This is a genomic window from Micromonospora sp. M42 (assembly GCF_000568915.1).
GTDB lineage: Bacteria > Actinomycetota > Actinomycetes > Mycobacteriales > Micromonosporaceae > Micromonospora > Micromonospora chalcea.
The window spans coordinates 576,373-595,550 of the sequence record NZ_KK037233.1 but is presented as its reverse complement, the minus strand read 5'-3'; the positions used below and the strand labels follow the sequence as shown (position 1 = coordinate 595,550).

At 73.5% G+C, this 19,178-nt stretch carries 19 protein-coding genes and 2 pseudogenes; 15 read left to right on the top strand and 6 right to left on the bottom strand.

The genetic code is table 11. The features are described from left to right. The 7 genes and pseudogenes from MCBG_RS02290 to MCBG_RS02260 all read left to right on the top strand — a co-directional run. Positions 1 to 514, top strand: a 514-nt coding sequence (locus tag MCBG_RS02290; protein WP_043323498.1) for a flavin monoamine oxidase family protein, incomplete at its 5' end; no start/stop codon positions are given. A gap of 126 nt (positions 515 to 640) precedes the next feature. Next, positions 641 to 1,387, top strand: coding sequence for a lysozyme (locus MCBG_RS02285; RefSeq protein ID WP_043323496.1), 747 nt, complete (start codon positions 641 to 643; stop codon positions 1,385 to 1,387). Between the two features lie 73 nt (positions 1,388 to 1,460). Continuing rightward, on the top strand, positions 1,461 to 2,135 hold the full coding sequence (locus MCBG_RS02280) for a peptidoglycan recognition protein family protein (RefSeq protein ID WP_043323495.1): 675 nt from the start codon (positions 1,461 to 1,463) through the stop codon (positions 2,133 to 2,135). 91 nt (positions 2,136 to 2,226) lie between these two features. Beyond that, a pseudogene (locus tag MCBG_RS31425) lies at positions 2,227 to 2,591 on the top strand (ArsR/SmtB family transcription factor). 278 nt (positions 2,592 to 2,869) lie between these two features. Further along, positions 2,870 to 3,223 (top strand): SRPBCC family protein, encoded by a 354-nt coding sequence (locus MCBG_RS33530; RefSeq protein ID WP_223201010.1) that lies wholly within the window; start codon positions 2,870 to 2,872, stop codon positions 3,221 to 3,223. A gap of 295 nt (positions 3,224 to 3,518) precedes the next feature. Beyond that, positions 3,519 to 4,109 carry an NADAR family protein gene (locus tag MCBG_RS02265; RefSeq protein WP_043323490.1) on the top strand — a complete coding sequence of 197 codons (591 nt, stop codon included), beginning with the start codon at positions 3,519 to 3,521 and terminating at the stop codon, positions 4,107 to 4,109. A 198-nt stretch (positions 4,110 to 4,307) separates the two neighbouring features. Next, a complete protein-coding gene (locus tag MCBG_RS02260; RefSeq protein WP_369799251.1) occupies positions 4,308 to 4,661 on the top strand; it encodes an NUDIX domain-containing protein in 354 nt (117 codons plus the stop codon). Positions 4,662 to 4,691: 30 nt separating this feature from the next. Here MCBG_RS02260 and MCBG_RS02255 read toward each other — a convergent pair whose 3' ends face one another. Next, positions 4,692 to 5,858: an LLM class flavin-dependent oxidoreductase gene (locus MCBG_RS02255; protein ID WP_043323488.1), complete on the bottom strand. Its 1,167-nt coding sequence runs from the start codon at positions 5,856 to 5,858 to the stop codon at positions 4,692 to 4,694. 140 nt (positions 5,859 to 5,998) lie between these two features. Between MCBG_RS02255 and MCBG_RS02250 the strand changes: the two genes are divergently transcribed. From MCBG_RS02250 to MCBG_RS02225, 6 genes are all read left to right on the top strand, one after another. Continuing rightward, positions 5,999 to 6,973 carry a sulfonate ABC transporter substrate-binding protein gene (locus MCBG_RS02250; protein ID WP_043323486.1) on the top strand — a complete coding sequence of 325 codons (975 nt, stop codon included), beginning with the start codon at positions 5,999 to 6,001 and terminating at the stop codon, positions 6,971 to 6,973. Then, positions 6,970 to 7,806, top strand: coding sequence for an ABC transporter permease (locus MCBG_RS02245; protein ID WP_043323484.1), 837 nt, complete (start codon positions 6,970 to 6,972; stop codon positions 7,804 to 7,806). The genes MCBG_RS02250 and MCBG_RS02245 overlap by 4 nt, the downstream gene beginning before the upstream one ends. Further along, positions 7,779 to 8,504: an ABC transporter ATP-binding protein gene (locus MCBG_RS02240; protein WP_043323482.1), complete on the top strand. Its 726-nt coding sequence runs from the start codon at positions 7,779 to 7,781 to the stop codon at positions 8,502 to 8,504. The genes MCBG_RS02245 and MCBG_RS02240 overlap by 28 nt, the downstream gene beginning before the upstream one ends. 16 nt (positions 8,505 to 8,520) lie before the next feature. Beyond that, on the top strand, positions 8,521 to 9,927 hold the full coding sequence (locus MCBG_RS02235; protein ID WP_043323480.1) for a selenium-binding family protein: 1,407 nt from the start codon (positions 8,521 to 8,523) through the stop codon (positions 9,925 to 9,927). Beyond that, the gene (locus tag MCBG_RS02230) at positions 9,924 to 10,562 is read left to right on the top strand and encodes a hypothetical protein (protein ID WP_043323478.1); all 639 of its coding nucleotides are present in this window, start codon (positions 9,924 to 9,926) and stop codon (positions 10,560 to 10,562) included. Before MCBG_RS02235 ends, MCBG_RS02230 begins: the two co-directional genes overlap by 4 nt. 84 nt (positions 10,563 to 10,646) lie before the next feature. Next, positions 10,647 to 11,930, top strand: a complete 1,284-nt coding sequence (locus tag MCBG_RS02225) for a sulfite oxidase (protein ID WP_043323476.1) — start codon at positions 10,647 to 10,649, stop codon at positions 11,928 to 11,930. A gap of 7 nt (positions 11,931 to 11,937) precedes the next feature. On the opposite strand, the gene MCBG_RS02220 is transcribed toward MCBG_RS02225, so the two are convergent. From MCBG_RS02220 to MCBG_RS02210, 3 genes are all read right to left on the bottom strand, one after another. Continuing rightward, positions 11,938 to 12,480 carry an RNA 2'-phosphotransferase gene (locus MCBG_RS02220; RefSeq protein ID WP_043323474.1) on the bottom strand — a complete coding sequence of 181 codons (543 nt, stop codon included), beginning with the start codon at positions 12,478 to 12,480 and terminating at the stop codon, positions 11,938 to 11,940. A gap of 311 nt (positions 12,481 to 12,791) precedes the next feature. Continuing rightward, a complete protein-coding gene (locus tag MCBG_RS02215) occupies positions 12,792 to 13,841 on the bottom strand; it encodes an aldo/keto reductase (RefSeq protein WP_084789405.1) in 1,050 nt (349 codons plus the stop codon). A 77-nt stretch (positions 13,842 to 13,918) separates the two neighbouring features. Further along, positions 13,919 to 15,862, bottom strand: coding sequence for an ABC transporter ATP-binding protein (locus tag MCBG_RS02210; protein WP_043323472.1), 1,944 nt, complete (start codon positions 15,860 to 15,862; stop codon positions 13,919 to 13,921). A 248-nt stretch (positions 15,863 to 16,110) separates the two neighbouring features. Here MCBG_RS02210 and pgi point away from each other — a divergent pair, with 248 nt between their 5' ends. Continuing rightward, positions 16,111 to 17,745, top strand: a complete 1,635-nt coding sequence (gene pgi, locus MCBG_RS02205; protein WP_043330046.1) for a glucose-6-phosphate isomerase — start codon at positions 16,111 to 16,113, stop codon at positions 17,743 to 17,745. A gap of 47 nt (positions 17,746 to 17,792) precedes the next feature. On the opposite strand, the gene MCBG_RS02200 is transcribed toward pgi, so the two are convergent. Together MCBG_RS02200 and MCBG_RS02195 are read right to left on the bottom strand one after the other, a co-directional pair. After that, positions 17,793 to 18,137 carry a hypothetical protein gene (locus tag MCBG_RS02200; protein WP_043323470.1) on the bottom strand — a complete coding sequence of 115 codons (345 nt, stop codon included), beginning with the start codon at positions 18,135 to 18,137 and terminating at the stop codon, positions 17,793 to 17,795. A 38-nt stretch (positions 18,138 to 18,175) separates the two neighbouring features. After that, complete coding sequence (locus MCBG_RS02195) at positions 18,176 to 18,718, bottom strand: GNAT family N-acetyltransferase (protein WP_043323469.1); 543 nt, start codon at positions 18,716 to 18,718, stop codon at positions 18,176 to 18,178. Between the two features lie 59 nt (positions 18,719 to 18,777). Here MCBG_RS02195 and MCBG_RS02190 point away from each other — a divergent pair. Next, positions 18,778 to 19,178: pseudogene (locus MCBG_RS02190) on the top strand (SWIM zinc finger family protein); the annotation flags it as partial.

Below are 19,178 nucleotides of genomic sequence, written 5' to 3'. Positions count from 1 at the left end.
CGACGGGCTGACCCAGCGGATGCCGATGGGCGCGGCGCTCAAGGTCCACGCGCTCTATCCGGAGCCGTTCTGGCGGGCCGACGGCCGCTCCGGCGTGTCCAGCACCGACACCGGGCCGCTCACCGAGACGGTGGACAACTCGCTGCCGGACGTACCCGGTGGGATCCTCACCGCGTTCAGCTACGGCGCGCAGGCCCGGGCGCTGCGCCGGCTGCCGGAGGGCGCGCGCCGGGACGCGCTGTGCGAGGCGCTCGCCGCGATCTTCGGCCCGGCCGCCGCGCGCCCCGACGACCTCGTCGAGTACGACTGGTCTGCCGACGAGTGGACGCGCGGCTGCTTCTGCGGCGTCCTGCCGACCGGCGCGTGGTGCGCGTACGGCCCGGAACTGCGCACGCCGGTGGGCCGGGTGCACTGGGCCGGCACGGAGACCGCGACCCGGTGGAGCGGCTACCTGGAGGGCGCGGTGACCGCCGGCGAGCGCGCCGCCGCCGAGGCGCTCGCCCAGCTCGGCTGAGCACCCAATTCAGTGAGATTCTTCAATGCGTTCTATTGAAAAGTTTCTCCGCCCTGTGCACTAATGACGACAGTTCCTTTCGTCATACTCCCGCCGCCGGAGCGCGGCAACCCCCAGGGAGGACAGATGCACAGATCGATCCGATCGGCGCTGCGCGCGGCCGGAGCCGCGCTGCTCGCCACCGTCACCGTCGCCGCCGCGGTCCTGTCCGCAGCGGCACCCGCCTCCGCCGCGCCGGCCGGACTACCCGGCATGGACGTGTCCAGCTACCAGGGCAACGTGAACTGGTCCGGGGCGTGGGCCAACGGCGCCCGGTTCGCCTACGTCAAGGCGACCGAGGGCACGTACTACACCAACCCGTACTTCGCCCAGCAGTACAACGGCTCGTACAACGTCGGGATGATCCGCGGCTCGTACCACTTCGCCCGCCCCGACACCACCAGCGGCGCCGTCCAGGCCAACTACTTCGTCGACCACGGCGGCGGCTGGTCCAAGGACGGGCGGACGCTGCCCGGCGCGCTGGACATCGAGTACAACCCGTACGGCGCGACCTGCTACGGCCTGAGCCAGGCGTCGATGCGCAGCTGGATCGCCTCGTTCGTCAACCAGTACTACGCCCGCACCGGACGGTGGGCCACCATCTACACCACCACCGACTGGTGGAGCACCTGCACCGGCAACACCTCGCAGTTCGCGGCCAACAACCCACTGTGGATCGCCCGCTACGCAAGCAGCGTCGGCACGCTGCCGGCCGGCTGGGGCACGTACTCGTTCTGGCAGTGGTCCTCCTCCGGGGTCTTCCCCGGTGACCAGAACGTGTGGAACGGCTCGCTGGACCGGCTGCGCGTGCTGGCCTGCAACGGACCCTGCTGACCCCGGCCCGGGCGTGGCGGGCGGTGCCGGTCCCGCCACGCCCGGCCGTACCTCACTCCACGAGGAGGCTGCGATGCCTGTTCCCGTCCACCGGCGGACCGTGCTGCGCGGCGCGGTCCTGCTCGGCGCCGCCGCCGGCGTCGGCGCGCTGACCCAGATCGGCTCCGGCCCCGACGCGCGGGCCGCTGCCACCCGGGTCGACCAGCCGACCATCGCCAACTGTGCGACCTGGGGCGCCCGCCCGCCCTCGTCGCCGGTGAGCGTGGTGGCCAGCCGGCCCAACAAGATCATCGTGCATCACACCGCGTTCCCGAACACCACCGACTACAGCCTCGCCCAGGCGTACCGGAACTCCCGCGACATCCAGAACCTGCACATGGACGGCAACGGCTGGCTCGACTCCGGGCAGCACTTCACCAACAGCCGGGGCGGCTACCTGACCGAGGGCCGCCACGGCAGCCTCTACGCGCTGCTGCACGGCCAGACCATGGTGCAGGGCGCGCACTGCGTCGGGCAGAACAGCCAGGCCATCGGCATCGAGAACGACGGCATCTACCTGGACGTGCAGCCGCCGCAGGCGCTCTGGAACAGCCTGGTGACGTTCTGCGCGTTCACCTGCCAGCAGTACGGCATCGCGCCCACCGAGATCTACGGACACAAGGACTTCAACGACACGCAGTGCCCGGGCCTGCTGCACGACCGCCTGCCGGAGCTGCGCCGTACCGTCGCCGCCCGTCTCGGCGGCTGACCACGGGGGTACGCGGGACGCCCGGGTGCGACGGGCGTCCCGCAGCGCGTCAGTGCTCGCTTATATAAGCCTCGTCTGATACAAAGGGGTCGTGCACGCCTTCGACGTTCTCGGCGACCCGGTCCGCCGCCGGATCCTGGAACTGCTCGCCGACGGTGAGCAGCCCGCCGGGGCGCTCGGCGAGACCGTGCGGCGCGAGTTCGGCATCAGCCAGCCCGCCGTCTCGCAGCACCTCAAGGTGCTGCGCGAACACGGCTTCACCACGGTGCGCGCCGACGGCACCCGCCGGCTCTACGCCGTGGACCCCGGCCCGCTGCGCGAGATCGACGCGTGGCTGGACGGGTTCCGCCGCTTCTGGACGCCGCCACTGGCGCGCTCGCCACCGAGCTGGCCCGGGGCCGCCGCGAACGACGGCTGCGCGCAGACGACACCGACGACGAGAGGACCGAACCATGATCGACGTGACCGGACAGATCAGCGCCGTCGAGCGCCGCATCGGGACCGCACGCTCCCCGCCGGGGCAGGCGCGGGTGCTCACCATCGCCCAGACGTACGACGCGGGGGGACGACGTCTTCGACGCCTGCACCAACCCGGAACGAACCGCGCTGGTTCCTGCCGGTCTCCGGCGACCTGAGCCTCGGCGGCGCTACCAGCTGGAGGGCAACGCCGGTGCACCGTCGAACGCTGCGACCCGCCGCACGGCTTCGCCGCCACCTGGGAGTTCGGCGACGAGGTGAGCTGGATCGAGGTGCGGCTGCGCGAGGCCGGCCCCGGGCGTACCCGCTTCGAGCTGGAACACGTCGCGCACGTCGACGACCAGCGGTGGGCCGAGTACGGCCCGGGCGCGGTCGGCATCGGCTGGGACCTGGCGCTGGTCGGGCTGGCCTCCCACTTCGCGGCCGACGGCACGGGCGTCGACCCGGCCGCCGCAGCCGAGTGGATGGCCTCACCCGAGGGCCTCCGTTTCGTCACCGAGTCCAGCAGGAGCTGGACGGAGGCAAGCATCGAGGCCGGCACCCCGGCCGAGGAGGCACAAGCCGCGGGCGAGCGCGTCACCGCGTTCTACACAGGCGCCCCCACGCCCTGACCCTCCTCTCCCTCCCTCTCCCCGCCCTCTCCCCTCCCGCTCTCTCCTCGTCGATCTTGCGGTTTGGGCCCTCAGAATGTCCGTTTGACGGAGTTTGCGGGGCACCAAATCGCAAGATCGACGGGCTCGGTCGAGCTCTTCGAGATCTTGGAAGGAAAGGGTCGCCATAGGAGCCTTTTCCTTCCAAGATCTCTTTGCATCTCGTGATGTGGAGCAGGCCTCTCCAAGCAGGGCATCCGTCGTTGTCCCGGCGGAGATGCGGGTGATCGTTGCAGGGGCGAAAAGCGGCGGTGGGATGTCGGTGGGGTGGGGCAGACTGCGGGGCATGCCGATCCGTTCCGTCGCCGACCTGACCGCCGCGCTCGACACCGGCGCGACGTTCAAGTATCTGCGCTTCTGGGGGCACCGGCCGCAGCGCGACGGCGGTGTCGGCGCCGGTTGCCTGAGCCAGTGGTGGCCGGCGGCGTTCACAGTGGACGGCCGGGAGTTCGCCACCGCCGAGCACTGGATGATGTGGCACAAGGCCACCCTCTTCGGTGACCACGCGGTCGCCGAGCGGGTGCTGGCCGCCGGGCACCCGCACCGGGCCAAGGCGCTCGGCCGGCAGGTGCGCGACTTCGACGAGGCGACCTGGGCGGCCCGCCGCTACGAGATCGTGGTGGCCGGCAGCGTGGCCAAGTTCGCCCAGCACGAGCCGTTGCGGCGGTTCCTGCTCGGCACCGGCGACCGGGTGCTCGTCGAGGCCAGCCCGACGGACCGGGTCTGGGGCATCGGCCTGACCGCCGACGACCCGCGCGCCGCCGACCCGGCGACCTGGCGGGGCGACAACCTGCTCGGCTTCGCCCTGATGGAGGCGCGCGCCCAGCTCGCCGGCCAGAGGGGGTGACGTCTGACCTCGGGCGGCAGGTGCGGGTAACGTGCTGCGGCGTGACCCCGTACTCGCACTGCTCCTTCTGCGGCGCGGCCTACCCGGCGGGCGCCGGGTGGCCGCGGGTCTGTTCCTCGTGCGGCGAGACGGTGTGGCGCAATCCGCTGCCGGTCGCGGTGGCGGTGCTGCCGGTCCGCACGCCGCGGGGAGCTCGGCGTGGTCGTGGTACGCCGCGACATCGAACCGGCCCGGGGGCTGCTGGCACTCCCGGGTGGCTTCGTCGAGTACGGCGAGGAGTGGTCCGAGGCGCTCGTGCGGGAGCTGCGCGAGGAGACCGGGCTGCTGGCCGAGGCCGGCGAGGCGCGGCTGTTCGCGGTGCACGGCGCTCCGGCTGGCGGCACCATGATGGTCTTCGGGGTGCTGCCCGAGCGGGCTATCGGTGACCTGCCGCCGTCGGCGCCGACCGAGGAGGCCACCGAGTGGCTGGTGCTCACCGATCCGGTCGAGCTGGCCTTCTCCACGCACACCCGGGTGCTCGCCGATTTCCTCGCCGGGCAACGCCCGCTCTGACCGGACCGACCCCGGCAGCGTGCGGCGCGGTCAGCCGCGGGCCGGAACCGGCTGGGGTGAGAACGGCACGGCGGCCGGCGCCTCGATCTCCGGCTCGCCGGCCGGGTGCCGCCACAGCCCGCGCCGCCGCAGGATCGGCAGCACGCCCTCGCCGAACCAGTACGCCTCCTCCAGGTGCGGGTGACCGGAGAGGATGAACTCGTCCAGGCCGAGCGCGTGGTACTCGGCGATCCGGTCGGCGACCTCGGCGTGGCTGCCGACGAGCGCGGTGCCCGCGCCGCCGCGTACCAGCCCGAATCCGGCCCACAGGTTCGGCGAGACCTCCAGCCCGTCGCGGGAGCCGCCGTGCAGGTCGAGCATCCGCCGCTGCCCCTCGGACTCGCTGCGTCGCAGCCCTTCCTGCACGGCGCGCACGTCGGCCTCGGGGATGCCGTCGAGCAGCTTGCGGGCCTGGGCCCACGCCTCCTCGGCGGTGTCCCGGCTGATCACGTGCAGCCGGATGCCGTACCGCAGCTCGCGACCGGCCCCGGCGGCGAGCCCGCGGATCCAGTCCAGCTTGCCGGCCACCTGCGCGGGCGGTTCGCCCCAGGTCAGGTACACGTCGCTGTGGCGGACGGCCACCGGCCCGGCCGCGCCGGACGACCCGCCGAAGTAGACCGGCGGCACCGGGTCGGGCAGCCGGCCGAGCCGGGCGCCCTCGACCCGCACGTGGGCGCCGTCGTGGTCGACCGTCTCGCCGCGCCACAGCGCCCGCACCACGTGCAGGAACTCGTCGGTACGCGCGTAGCGGGCGTCCTTGTCCAGGAAGTCGCCGTACGCGCGCTGCTCGGCCGACTCGCCGCCGGTGACCACGTTCAGTAGCAGCCGCCCGCCGGACAGGCGCTGGAACGTGGACGCCATCTGCGCGGCGAGGGTGGGTGAGAGCAGGCCGGGCCGGAACGCGACGAGGAACTTCAGCCGCTCGGTGACCTCGGTGAGCATGGCGGTGGTCAGCCAGGCGTCCTCGCACCAGGCGCCGGTGGGGGTGAGCGCGCCGGCGAAACCGAGCTGTTCGGCGGTGCGGGCGATCTGCCCCAGGTACGCCACGCTCGCGGGTCGCGCGCCACCGGCCGTGCCGACCGGTACGCCGTGTCCGCCGCCCACGATGTCCCGGCTGTCGCCGTAGGTCGGCAGGAACCAGTGGAAGGTGAGCGACATGGGGGCCTCCGGTGCGCATCGGACGGGCCGTCTCCTGAGTGGTGGGACGACCGCGCCGACAGACTACCCATAAAACCTATCGGGTTGGTAGGTTGCTGTCGCCCGTCGATGCCGGGCCCTTCCCTCCCCGAGGAGTCGCCATGCGTACCCCCAGAACCCGCCGCCGGCCGGTGGCCGCGCTGCTCACCACCCTCGCGCTGCTGGCCGCGACGGCGCTGACGGCCTGCGGCGGCGAGGCGGCCGACGCCAGCGGCGGCGGCAGTGACGGCCCGCTGCGGATCGGCTACCAGCGCTTCGGCGGGCTCAGCCTGGTCAAGGCGCGCGGCGACGCGAAGAACGTCACCTGGTCGCTGTTCGAGAGCGGCCCGGCGCTGACCGAGGCGCTCAAGGCCGGCTCGATCGACATCGGCCAGGTCGGCGAGGCCCCACCCGTGTTCGCCGCCGCCGGCAAGATCCCGTTCTCCGTGGTCGGCACGTCCCAGCCGATCCCGCAGGGCGAGGCGGTTCTGGTCAAGGCGGGCAGCCCGTATCGTGGATTCGCCGACCTGCGCGGGAAGACGGTCGCGCTGAACAAGGGCTCCAACGTGCACTGGCTGCTGGTCAAGCTGCTGGAGGCGAACCGGATGACGCTCGCCGACATCAAGGTGAAGTACCTCAAGCCCGCCGAGGGGCGGCCCGCGTTCGACAACGGGCAGGTCGACGCCTGGATCATCTGGGATCCCTACTTCGCGCTGGCCGAGCAGCCCGGCGTACGGGTGCTCGCCGACGCCACCGGCCTGGCCGGCAACCGCGAGTACGTGCTGGCCGCGCCGGACGCGGTGAAGAACCGCACCGCCGACGTACGCGCGTTCCTGGACACGTACCGGCAGACCACCGACTGGGGCATCGCCCACCCGACCGAGCGGGCCGCCGTCCTCGCCCCGGAGCTGAAGATCCCGCTCGACGTGGCCACCCGGGCGCTGGCCCGCAGCGCCAAGCCGCTCGCCCCGGTCACCCCGGAGATCGGCGCCGAGTTGCAGGCCATCGCCGACAGCTTCGTGGAGCTGAAGCTGGTGCCCGGACCGGTCGACATCGCCGGGCGGGTGGACGGCCGGTTCAACGAGGCGTTCCAGTGAGCGGTCCGGCGCTGGCCGAGGCGATCCCCGCTGTCGTACCCGATCGGGCGACGCCGCGGCGGTCCCGGGCCCGCGCCTCGCGGCGGTGGCGGCGCGCGGTGAGCCCGGTCGTGCTGGTGCTCGCCTGGGAGGTCGCCGCGCGCACCGGCCTGCTCGCCGCGGAGAAGCTGCCCGCGCCCAGCGCGGTGCTGGCGACCGGGTGGCGGCTGGCGCGCGACGGGACGCTCGGCGTGCACCTGCTCGACTCGCTCACCCGCGCCGCGCTCGGCCTGCTCATCGGCGGCGGCCTGGCGCTGGTGCTCGGCGCGGCGGCGGGGCTGCTGCGCCTCGGTGACGACCTGGTCGACCCGCCGGTGCAGATGGCCCGGATGCTGCCGCACCTGGGCCTGGTCCCGCTGCTGATCATCTGGGTCGGCATCGGCGAGTCGCTGAAGGTCACGCTCGTCGCGCTCGGCGCGTTCTTCCCGATCTACTTCAACACGTACGCCGGCATCCGCGACATCGACGAACGCCTGGTCGAGGCGGCGCGCACCTGCGGTCTCGGCGCGGCGGCCCGCCTGCGGCACGTGGTGCTGCCCGGCGCGCTGCCGTCGCTGTTCCTCGGGCTGCGGCTGGCCATCGGCGCGGCCTGGCTCAGCCTGGTCGTCGGCGAGCAGGTGAACGCGCAGACCGGCGTCGGCTTCCTGATGATGGAGGCACGCGAGTTCAGCCAGACCGACGTGGTGGTGCTCGGCCTGCTCATCTACGCGCTGCTGGGGCTCGCCTCCGACCTGCTCATCCGGTACGCGGAGAGGAGGACGCTGGCGTGGCGACGCGGACTGCGCGCGACCTGACCGGGCCGGTGCTCACCGCGCGCGCGGTGACCCGGTCCTTCGGCCCGGCGGTGGTGCTGGCCGGGGTCGACCTGACAATCGGCGCCGGGGAGACGGTGGCGCTGCTGGGCGGCAGCGGATCCGGCAAGAGCACGCTGCTGCGCGTGCTCGCCGGGCTCGACGGCGACGCGGGCGGCGAGCACACGGTGCACGGCACCGCCGCCGTGGTGTTCCAGGAGCACCGGCTGCTGCCGTGGAAGCGGGTCGCGGACAACGTGGCGCTCGGCCTGACCGGCCCGGACGTGGACGACCGGGTCGGCCGCGCGCTGGCCGAGGTGGGGCTCGCCGACCGGGGCCGGGCCTGGCCCGCCGAGCTGTCCGGCGGGCAGGCGCAGCGGGTCGCGGTGGCCCGCGCACTGGTCCGCGAACCGGACCTGCTGCTGCTGGACGAGCCGTTCGGCGCGCTGGACGCGCTGACCCGGCTGCGCATGCAGGGGCTGCTGCGGCGGCTGCGCGCCCAGCACGGCTTCGCCGCGCTTCTGGTCACCCACGACGTGGAGGAGGCGCTGCTGCTCGCCGACCGCGTCCTGCTCCTCGACGACGGCGTGATCGCCGAGGAGGTGCCGGTACGCCTCGGCCCCACCCCGAGCCCCGACGACCCGGCCCTCGGCGCGCTGCGCCGCCACCTGCTCGACCGCCTCGGCGTACCCGCCGGCTGACCGCGAGGGAGAACCGATGACCCGCTGGACCCCCGACCCGACCTTCTACCCCTCCCCCGCGCTCGCCGCCACCGCGCCGGCCGAGAAACTCGCGTACGTCGCCGCGTTCGACCGCGCCGGGCAGCGCCCCGACGCCATCGCGGTGCTCGACACCGACCCGGACTCCGGCTCGTACGGCCGGGTGGTGGGCTGGACCGAGCTGCCGAACACCGGCGACGAGCTGCACCACTTCGGCTGGAACGCGTGCAGCAGCGCGCTCTGCCCGACCGCGCCGCACCCGCACGTGGAACGCCGCTACCTGATCGTGCCGGGCCTGCGCTCGTCCCGGATCCACGTGCTCGACACCAAGCCCGACCCGCGCCGCCCCGAACTGGTGAAGGTGATCGGCCCGGAGGAACTCGGCAAGCGCGCCGGGTACTCACGCCCGCACACCGTGCACTGCGGGCCGGACGGCATCTACGTCTCCGCGCTCGGCGGCGCGGACGGGCAGGAGGGACCCGGCGGCATCGCCGTGCTCGACCACACCACGTTCGAGGTACGCGGCGCGTGGGAGGCCGACCGGGGGCCGCAGTTCCTGGCGTACGACTTCTGGTGGCACTACACCCAGGACGTGCTGGTCACCAGCGAGTGGGGCACGCCGTCGATGATCGAGGACGGCATCGTCGGCGAGCTGCTGCTGGGCCGCAGGTACGGGCACGCGATCCACTTCTGGGACCTGGCGAAGCGCCGGCACGTGCAGCGCGTCGACCTCGGCGACCAGTACCAGATGCCGCTGGAGCTGCGCCCCGCGCACGACCCGACGAAGTCGTACGGCTTCGTCGGGGTGGTGATCAGCGTCGAGGACCTGTCCGCCTCGATCTGGCTGTGGCACCGCGACGGCGACGCCTGGGCGGTGACCAAGGTGATCGACATCCCGGCCGAGCCGGCCGACCCGGCCGACCTGCCGGACCTGCTCAAGCCGTTCGGGGCGGTGCCGCCGCTGGTCACCGACATCGACCTGTCAGTGGACGACAGGTTCCTGCACGTCTCCTGCTGGGGCACCGGAGAGCTGATCCGCTACGACGTCAGCGACCCGTTCCACCCGGTACGCGTCGGCTCGGTGCGCCTGGGCGGCATCGTCAACCGCACGCCGCACCCGGCGTACCCGGACGAGCCGCTGGCCGGCGGCCCGCAGATGGTCGAGATCAGCCGCGACGGCCGCCGCGTCTACGTCAGCAACTCGCTCTACGGCGCCTGGGACGACCAGTTCTACCCCGACGGGGTGGGCGCCTGGGTGGCGAAGCTCGACGTCGACCCAAAGCACGGCGGCCTCGTGCCGGATCCGCGGTTCTTCCCGCGCGGGGAGGAGTTCCGCGGCCTGCGCGTGCACCAGACCCGGTTGCAGGGCGGCGACGCGTCATCTGACTCGTACTGCTTCCCGTGACCGGCGCGACCTGGGCGGCGCTGGCCGGCCTCGGCGCGTTCCACGGCCTGAACCCGGCGATGGGCTGGCTGTTCGCGGTGTCCCGGGGCCTGCAGGAGCGCCGCCGGGCCGCGCTGCTGGCCGCGCTGCCGCCGATCGCGGCCGGTCACCTGGCGTCGGTGGCGGTGGTCGCCGCGCTGGTCAGCGCCACCCGGTCGGTGACGGCGAGCACTGCGGTCGCGGTCACCGGCGGGGTGCTGCTCGTCGGGTTCGGGCTGTGGCGGCTGCTGTCCGACCGGCACTTCCGGTGGGCCGGGATGCGGCTGTCGGCCGCGCAGCTCACCGCCTGGTCGTTCCTGATGTCGGCGGCGCACGGCGCGGGCCTGATGCTGCTGCCGGTGCTGCTCGCCGAACCGGCGGTCGGCGGCGGCCCGCACGCCGGACACCTCGCCGCCGCGCCGGCCGGCGCGCTGACCGGCCTGTTCGCGGCGGCCGTGCACACCGCCGCCATGCTCGGCGTCGCGCTGGCCGTGGCCGTGGCCGTGTACGAGGTGCTCGGCGTCGCTGTGCTGCGCCGGGCCTGGTTCAACGTCGACCGGCTCTGGGCCGGCGTGCTCGTGGTGGCCGGGGTGGTGACGCTGATCGGCGCGGCGTGACCGTGCCGCCGACCTGCTATGGATCGACGGGAAGTCCTACTGGTTGAATAGGAAAGGCAGCGTCGCCCACCCCGGAGGTCAGCCGTGAGTCAGTCCCCGTCCTCAGCCGAAGCCGTCCACGACGCCGACCGGAGCCGGCAGTGGCTCGCCGGGCAGGCACACGGGCCGGGCGTCGACCGCGACCGGCTGCTGGAGGTGGGCGCGGCGATGGCCGCGGTGACCGCCGCCGCCGCGGAGCGCGAGCCGGTAGCGGTGGCGTCCGCGCCGGTCGGCGTCGACCCCGGCGCGCCGATCGTCAAGCCGCTGCCGGCGGAGCTGCTGCGCCCGCTGGACACCAACGCCGAGATGCGCTGGCCGTCGATGGCCGGCCAGGGGTACGTGGTCCCGATCGACCGCTTCTTCGTCCGCAACCACACGGTCACGCCGCACCTGGACGCGGCCACCTGGCGGCTGCGCCTGTTCGGCGACGGGCTGCGCGGCGCGCCGACCCGGGACGACGCAATCGAGTTCGACCTCGACGAGCTGCGCCGGCTGCCCGCCGAGGAGCACGCGGCGCTGCTGGAGTGCGCCGGCAACGGGCGCCGCTACTTCGCCGAGCAGCAGGGCGACCCCGCCCCGGGCGTGGCGTGGGGGCTGGGCAGCGTCGGCGTGGCCCGCTGGCGGGGCGTGCGGCTCGGCACGGTGCTGCGCCTGGCCGGGCTGCGCGACGAGGCGGTCGACGTGATGCCCGAGGGCCTCGACCCGGACTACGTCACCGGCGGGGTCAACCTCGGCCGGGTACGCCGTCCGATGCCAATCGCGAAGGCGCTCGACGACGTGCTGCTGGCGTACGAGATGAACGGCGAGCCGCTCCCAGCCGACCACGGCTTCCCGGTGCGGGTCGTGGTGCCCGGCTGGGTCGGCATCGCCTCGATCAAGTGGGTGGGCGCGATCGAGGTCTCCACCACCCCGCTGTTCTCGCCGTGGAACACGCAGTTCTACCGCATGTTCGGCCCCGGCCACCCCGCCGGCGGCACCGCGCTCACCGCCCAGCCGGTACGCAGCGCGTTCGAGCTGCCCTGGGACGCCCGGCTGCCGGCCGGTGAGGAGGTGCTGCTGACCGGCCGCTCCTGGTCCGGCAACGGCCCGATCGCGCACGTCGAGGTGGACACCGGCGACGGGTGGCGCCCGGCCGACCTGGTCACCGCGGACCGGGGCGGCGCCTGGCAGCGCTGGACCGTCCGCTGGCGCCCGCCGGCCACGGGCCGGCACACGCTGCGTGCCCGGGCCACCGACTGCACCGGCGTCGTCCAGCCCGACCGGGCCGCCGTGAACGACCTCGCGTACCTGTTCGACGCCGTGGTGGCCCACCCGGTCACCGTCCGCTGACGCCCGCTCAGGTGGTGCCGAGGTAGGGCGGCGGCACGGTGTCGGTGAGCCACACCCCGTTCGCCGAGCGGTAGAACAGGTACCCCGCCTCGGCCATCGCCGCCGCGTTCACGGTCAGCACCACCACCGCGCCGCCCCGGCGCGCGCCGACGCGCCGGGCCGTCGCCACATCAGGTGACAGGTGTACGTGGTGCCGCCCGCCCCGGCGCAGCCCCTGCGCCCGGATCGCGTCCAGCACGGCCTCGCCGGTGCCGTGGAACAGCCGGGGCGGCGGCGCGGCCGGGGTGAGGCCGAGGTCGACCGGAACGGAGTGCCCCTGGTTGGCGCGGATCCGGTCGGCCCCGTCCGGGCCGGTCTCCACCGCGAAGCGCTGCTTGTCGTTGCCCGCGACCACGGCGTCCAGGTGGGCGCGGCTGATCCCCAGCCCGGCGAGCACGTCCGCGACCGGCACCCAGCCCGCCCGGTCGAGCCGCAGGCCGTACGCGTCGGGCCGGTGCCGCAACGCCAGCGACAGGCGCTTGCTCACCCGAACAAGATCCCGATGTTCCACCCGCCCAGTGTGGAGCCACGCCCCTGCCCTGTCGACGCAGTTCCCCACCCGCACCCCCTCGCCCCTCCCTCTCGCCCCTCCCCGGCCCCGCCTCGCCCCTTCCGCAGCGCCTCCCCGCGCCACCTCGCCCCACGTTTCCGCCCCGCCCACCGCGCCCGCCTCGCCTCGCCTCGCCTCGCCTCGTCGATCTTGCGGTTTCGGCCCCTCGGGTGCCCGGTTTACGGTCTTTTGCCGGGGCAGGAACCCCATGATCGGCGAGATGGAGGGCTGAGGGCGGGCGGGACGGGCGGGCGGGAGGGAGGAGCGAGGGGTCAGGCTGCGGCTCGGGCTGGGAGGGGGCGGCGGCGGTGGGACGGGTCGGTCAGCGTGGGCGGGGACCAGGCGCCGTCGGGCTGGTAGAGGTTCGTGCCCGGCGGGACGATCTCGTCGATACGGTCCAGCACCGCGTCGTCCAGCGTCAGCTCCGCCCCGGCGAGCAGCGCGTCCAGCTGGTCCATCGTGCGCGGCCCGATGATGGTCGACGTGACCGCCGGATGCACGGCGGTGAACGCCACGGCGAACTGCGGCAGCGTGCAGCCAACCTCGTCGGCGAGCGCGACCAGTTGCTCGACGGCGGCGTACTTGGCGGTGTTGCCCGGCAGCGCCGGGGTCGAAGCGGGCCGGGGTGAGCGCCGGGCGCCCGGCGCCGAGGTCGACGGGCCGGCCCTGCCGGTACCGGCCGGACAGGAACCCGGAGGCCAGCGGACTCCACACCAGCACGCCCATCGGTAGCGGCGGCAGACCGGCAGCACCGACGTCTCGATGCCGCGCGCCAGGATCGAGTACGGCGGCTGCTCGGTGCGGAAGCGGCCCAGCGCACGCCGCTCGGCGACGTGGTGCGCCTCCACGATCTCCTCGGCCGGGAAGGTCGAGCAGCCGAACGCGCGGATCTTCCCGGCCCGGACCAGGTCGGTGAGCGCGCCGAGCGTCTCCTCGACGTCGGTGGTGTGGTCGGGGCGGTGCACCTGGTAGAGGTCGATCCAGTCGGTGCCCAGCCGGCGCAGGCTGTCCTCCACCGCCCGGACGATCCAGCGTCGCGAGTTGCCGCCCCGGTTGGGCCCCTCCCCCATCGGGAAGTGCACCTTCGTGGCGAGCACCACGTCGTCGCGCCGGCCGCGCAGGGCCTTGCCGACGATCTCCTCGGACTCGCCGGCCGAGTACATGTCGGCGGTGTCCACAAAGTTGACGCCGCGGTCGAGTGCCGCGTGGACGATCCGGGCGCAGTCGTCGTGGTCGGGGTTGCCGACCGCGCCGAACATCATGGTGCCGAGGCAGTGGACGCTGACCTCGATGCCGGTGCCGCCGAGGACGCGATAGCGCATGTGAACTCCCTGGTGTGCACCGCGCCGGCCGGGTGGCGCGCGGTCCGGTCACGGTAGGAGTTCGAGTGCGCTGGAGGTCAACCGTCGGCAGCGGGTTCCGCGCTGCCGGCGAGGTAGCCGGCCGCCTGCAACTCGAACAGCTCGCGGTAGAGCCCGCCCTGGGCCATCAACGTGTCGTGGTCGCCGGACTGCACGAGCCGGCCGTGGTCCATCACGAAGATCCGGTCGGCGTGCCGCACGTTCGCCAGCCGGTGGGTGATCAGCACGACGGCCCGGTCCGGGTGCCGCCGCAGATGCTGGAAGAGGGCGTGCTCGGCACGCGCGTCCAGCGCTGCGGACGGCTCGTCGCAGATCAGCAGCCGGGCGTCGCGGTAGAGGCCTCGTGCGGCCACCAGCCGCTGCCACTGCCCGCCGGACAGGTCCTGGCCGTCCTTGAACTGCCGGTCCAGCAGCGTGTCGTACCCGAACGGCAGCTCGCTGATCATGTCGTGCGCGGCGGCGTCGCGGGCGGCGGTCTCCACGCTGGGGCCGGGCCCGTCGGCGCGGTCGTGGCGGCCGACGCGGATGTTCTGCCGGGCGGTGAACGGGAACTTCCACCAGTCCTGGCTCATCACCGCGACCTGGGCGGCGGTCTGCCGTGGGTCCAGTTCGGCGGTGTCCACGCCGTCCCAGCGGATCGTGCCGCCGGTGGGCCGGTAGAGGCCGGCGATCAGCTTGGCGAGCGTGGTCTTGCCGGAGCCGTTCTCCCCCACCAGCGCGATCACCTCACCGCGCCGGAACGTGAGGCTTACCTCGTCGACCGCCGCCGTGTCGGTGTCCGGGTAGCGCAGGCTGACCCGCTCGACGTCGATGCGCGTGAACCCGTCGACGGGCAGGTGCCCGCCGGCTGGGATCCGCCGGGTGGCCCGGTCGAGGAAGTCGCGGTAGTCCTGGTAGTAGAGCGCGTCCTCGTAGAGCGAGTTGGTGGCGAAGATCGCCGTACGCAGGCTCGTACGCGCGGACTGGAGCGCGAGCAGCGCGGTGGCCGCCGCCGCCAGCGCCACCACGCCACTGACCAGCAGCGCGCCCAGCACCACGTAGAGGCCGAACGTGGCGACGCCGGTGATGGACAGGCCGATCGCCCGGGTGACCGTCTGCGCGCGGGCCAGGCGCAGCTCGGCGCGGGTCTCCAGCCGTGTCATGAGGTGGTATTCGGAGAGCAGGAAGTCGCGCATTTGGTACGCGCGGATCTCGGCCGCGGTGTGCCGGTTGGCCATCAGGTCGCCCAGCATCCACTTGCGTCGCCGCCGGGTGATCCGGGCGAGCCAGTCGACGTGCTGTCGGCGGGCCATCCGTACCGCGGTCACCGCTTCCGGCGCGGCGGCGACAACCAGGCAGGGCAGCAGCAGCGGGTGGATGATCGTCACCGCGGTAGCCGTGGCGATCACGCCGACCACGCCGGTGACCAGGTTGACGGTGTCGTTGACCAGGGAGCCCGCCTCGGCCAGCCCGCGGTCGCGGGCGCGGTCCATCTCCTCGGCGAAACCGGCGTCGTCGAAGGCCGCCAGTTCCACAGCGGACGTCGTCTCGAACAGCCGCCGCTCCACCGTGAAGTTGATCTGCGGTACGAGCCGGGCCTGCGCCCACCCCGCGGCGATGGTCAACGCGCCGCGCCCGGCCACGGCGGCCGCCGCCACCGCCAGGGCGGGCAGCGCGGCCCGGATCCGGTCCGGTGTCGGGCCCGCCGCGAACAACTGGTGGAGCACCCCGGTGGTGGCGAGCAGGCCCAGCGTGGTGAGGACACCGGCGGCGACGTTGAGGCCCAGCGAGGCGGCGGTGTCCCGGCGGCTGGTAGCCCAGGCGAGGCTGATGGCTTCGCGGATCAGCGCGGGCAACCGGCGCGCCACCGACCAGAACCCGGTGTGGGCCAGTTCGGTGGCCCGGTGCATCCAGTGCGGATCGACGAGCTCGGGCAGGGTCGTCTCCCCGGCCGGCTCCTCCTGCGGGTCGGACGGCGGACGAGGATGGATCACCCCGGCCATGGCACCCCCCTCGACGCGTTCGGGCAGCAACGCTGGATACTACGGTCCGCTATCGAAGGATGTCATTGCGTGACCGGCGTGTCGTACAGGCGTCCCAACGGCGTGTCCACCGGGCGGCGGGCGGAAAGACCGCCCGCACGGTGGTCGCCGCCGGGTCGCGTCGCGCGCGACCGGTCCGGGTGGCAGGCTTGTGGGGTTCGCCGGCGCAGGCCGGCCGACCGCCCGTCGTGAAGGAGAAGATCGACCCGATGGCTGTGGACGTCACCACCACCGACGAATGGCAGGCGCTGCGCAAGCACGCCGAGGCGATGCGCGGCACGCACCTGCGCGACCTGTTCGCCGCCGACGGGCAGCGGGGTGAGCGGCTCACCGGTGAGGTCGCCGACCTGCACGTGGACTACAGCAAGAACCTGATCACCGACGAGACCGTCGCGCTGCTCGGCACGCTCGCCGAGCGGATCGGGCTGGCCGACCGGATCGCGGCCATGTTCGCCGGGCGGCACATCAACGTGACCGAGGACCGGGCAGTGCTGCACACCGCGCTGCGCCTGCCCGCGGACGCCTCGCTCACCGTGGACGGCCAGGACGTCGTCGCCGACGTGCACGCCGTGCTGGACCGCATGTCGGCGTTCGCGCAGCGGGTGCGCTCCGGCTCGTGGCGCGGCCACACCGGCGAGCGGATCACCACTGTGGTGAACATCGGCATCGGCGGCTCCGACCTGGGGCCGGTGATGGCGTACGAGGCGCTGAAGGCGTACCGGGACGCGGGCATCAGCTGCCGGTTCGTGTCGAACATCGACCCGACCGACATCCACGACAAGACCGCCGACCTGGACCCGGCGAGCACGCTGTTCGTGGTGGTCTCCAAGACGTTCTCCACCCAGGAGACGCTCGCCAACGCCGACCAGGCGCGGCGCTGGCTGCTCGCCGGGCTGGACGCGGACGACGACGCAGTGGCCCGCCACTTCGTCGCGGTCAGCACCAACGAGCAGCGGGTCCGGGACTTCGGCATCGACCCGGAGAACATGTTCGGCTTCTGGGACTGGGTGGGCGGACGCTACTCGCTGCCGTCGGCGGTCGGCCTGTCGGTGATGCTCGCGATCGGGCCGGACCGGTTCCGCGAGATGCTGGCCGGCTACCACGCGGTCGACGAGCACTTCCGGTCCGCTCCGGTGGAACGCAACGTGCCGGCGCTGCTCGGCCTGCTCAACGTCTGGTACACCGACTTCCTCGGCGCGGAGACCCACGCGGTGCTGCCCTACTCGCAGTACCTGCACCGCTTCCCCGCCTACCTGCAGCAGCTCACCATGGAGAGCAACGGCAAGTCGGTACGCGTCGACGGCTCGCCGGTGACGTACCCGACCGGGGAGATCTTCTGGGGTGAGCCGGGCACCAACGGCCAGCACGCCTTCTACCAGCTCATCCACCAGGGCACCCGGCTGATCCCGGCGGACTTCATCGCGTTCAGCCGGCCCAACCACGACCTGGGCGACATGCACGACCTGTTCATGTCGAACTTCTTCGCCCAGACCGCCGCGCTGGCGTTCGGGCGGACCCGGGAGCAGGTGGAGGCCGAGGGCACCGCGCCCGAGGTGGTGGCGCACCGGGTGATGGCCGGCAACCACCCGACCACGTCGATCCTGGCGCCGAAGCTCACCCCGTCGACGCTGGGCCAGCTGATCGCGCTCTACGAGCACATCACGTTCACCGAGGCCGCGGTCTGGGACATCAACGCCTTCGACCAGTGGGGTGTGGAGCTGGGCAAGGTGATGGCCAACCAGCTCGCGCCGAAGCTGACCGGGCCGGACCCGGACCTGGCCGACGTGGACACCTCGACCGCCGAACTGATCCGCCGCTACCGGGCCGAGCGCGGCCGGAGCTGACCGCGTACCCGTGGCGTCCCGCGCGCGACCGGCCGGGACGCCACGGGTCAGCGGCGCAGCAGGTCGGCGTGCGCCGCGCGCAGCCGGATCAGCGCCGGGTCGCCGGCCGGGGCGCGGCGGTCGAGTTCGGCCCACGCCTCGGCCAGCGCGTCGGCGAGCGCCCGCAACTCGGCGGCGTGCCGCCGGCCGGACTGCTGGTGCAGCTCCTCCAGGCGGCGGGCCCAGCCGGCGCTGATCGCGGCGATCGGGCGGGAATCGCCGTCGCGGGTGACGAGGGTGACGGTGTCGGTCAGCTCGGCCAGGGAGACGAGCTGGGTGAGCCGGGTGCGGACCTCGCGCAGCGGCAGGGCGCGCGGCTGCGGGGACCGGTCGGCCAGTGCGGGGACAGCCATGGACACATGTTCACGTCCGGGTACGACAGTTTCGGCGGTCAGGCCGTCCACTCCGGCGCCAGCACCGACCAGACCTCCATGTCGGCGCGGCCCTCCGGCGTCGCGGCGGCCCCGCGCAGGACGCCGTCGCGGCTCATACCGAGCCGCTTGGCGACGGCGATGCTGCGGTCGTTGCCGGCCTTCGTGATCCACTCGACCCGGTGGATGCCGCGCTCCCGCACCGCCCAGTCGATGATCACGCGCGCGGCACGGGTGACCAGGCCCTGCCCCTCGGCGCCCGGTTCCAGCCAGCAGCCCGCCTCGCACACCCCGCGCGCGGTGCTCAGCGACACGAACAGCACGCCGCCGACGAGCGTGCCGCGCTGCCAGATGCCCCAGAGGCCGCCGTCGTCGCGGGCCCACCGGTCGGCGTACGCCTGGAGGACCTTGCGGGCCGACTCGGCGTCGGTGGCGACGAAGGACGCGCCGACCCACGGCGAGATGTGCTCGCGGCAGCGGTCGAGGTTGGCCAGGAACTCGTCGGCGTGCCAGGGCGACAGTGGACGCAGCTCCGCGTCGTCGGTGAGGGCGTGGGCGAACATTCGAGGAAGCTAGCAGGACCGTCGCGCTTTTGTCGGTCGGTCCCTCTACGGTCTGCGCCGTGAACGCCGTCCAGACGTACCGATACCTTCAGCCGTCCGCGCTGCGCGCCGCCGGTCTCGATCTGCAGACCTGCGGCGGCCCGGCGGCCAACCCGCGCTTCTTCGCCGGGTTCCTCACCGCTCCCGCCGCGGCGGCGGCCGGGCTGCTCGCCGTCGCCGAGGTGGCCCGCACCCGCTACCACCAGCCGGTCAACCCGGCCAGCCTGGACCCGGTGGTCACCGGCAGCCGGGGCCGCCTGCGGTTCGAGTCGTTCTCCGGCTGCTGCGGGGTGTACGCCCGGATGGACGTCCTGCCGGCCGGGCTGGACGGCGAGATCAGCGGCCACGGCACCACGAACGTGGACGTGAACCCGCCGCTGCGGGAGGCGCTGGCCCGGGTGGGCGGCATCGAGCCGCTGCA

What these genes read in the sequence shown, in the direction of transcription:
- MCBG_RS02285 (WP_043323496.1), top strand. Translation starts at nt 641, where the DNA reads ATGCACAGATCGATCCGATCGGCGCTGCGCGCGGCCGGAGCCGCGCTG.
- MCBG_RS02280 (WP_043323495.1), top strand. Translation starts at nt 1,461, where the DNA reads ATGCCTGTTCCCGTCCACCGGCGGACCGTGCTGCGCGGCGCGGTCCTG.
- MCBG_RS02265 (WP_043323490.1), top strand. Translation starts at nt 3,519, where the DNA reads ATGTCGGTGGGGTGGGGCAGACTGCGGGGCATGCCGATCCGTTCCGTC.
- MCBG_RS02255 (WP_043323488.1), bottom strand. Translation starts at nt 5,858, where the DNA reads ATGTCGCTCACCTTCCACTGGTTCCTGCCGACCTACGGCGACAGCCGG.
- MCBG_RS02250 (WP_043323486.1), top strand. Translation starts at nt 5,999, where the DNA reads ATGCGTACCCCCAGAACCCGCCGCCGGCCGGTGGCCGCGCTGCTCACC.
- MCBG_RS02235 (WP_043323480.1), top strand. Translation starts at nt 8,521, where the DNA reads ATGACCCGCTGGACCCCCGACCCGACCTTCTACCCCTCCCCCGCGCTC.
- MCBG_RS02215 (WP_084789405.1), bottom strand. Translation starts at nt 13,841, where the DNA reads ATGCGCTATCGCGTCCTCGGCGGCACCGGCATCGAGGTCAGCGTCCAC.
- MCBG_RS02210 (WP_043323472.1), bottom strand. Translation starts at nt 15,862, where the DNA reads ATGGCCGGGGTGATCCATCCTCGTCCGCCGTCCGACCCGCAGGAGGAG.
- pgi (WP_043330046.1), top strand. Translation starts at nt 16,111, where the DNA reads ATGGCTGTGGACGTCACCACCACCGACGAATGGCAGGCGCTGCGCAAG.
- MCBG_RS02200 (WP_043323470.1), bottom strand. Translation starts at nt 18,137, where the DNA reads ATGGCTGTCCCCGCACTGGCCGACCGGTCCCCGCAGCCGCGCGCCCTG.
- MCBG_RS02195 (WP_043323469.1), bottom strand. Translation starts at nt 18,718, where the DNA reads ATGTTCGCCCACGCCCTCACCGACGACGCGGAGCTGCGTCCACTGTCG.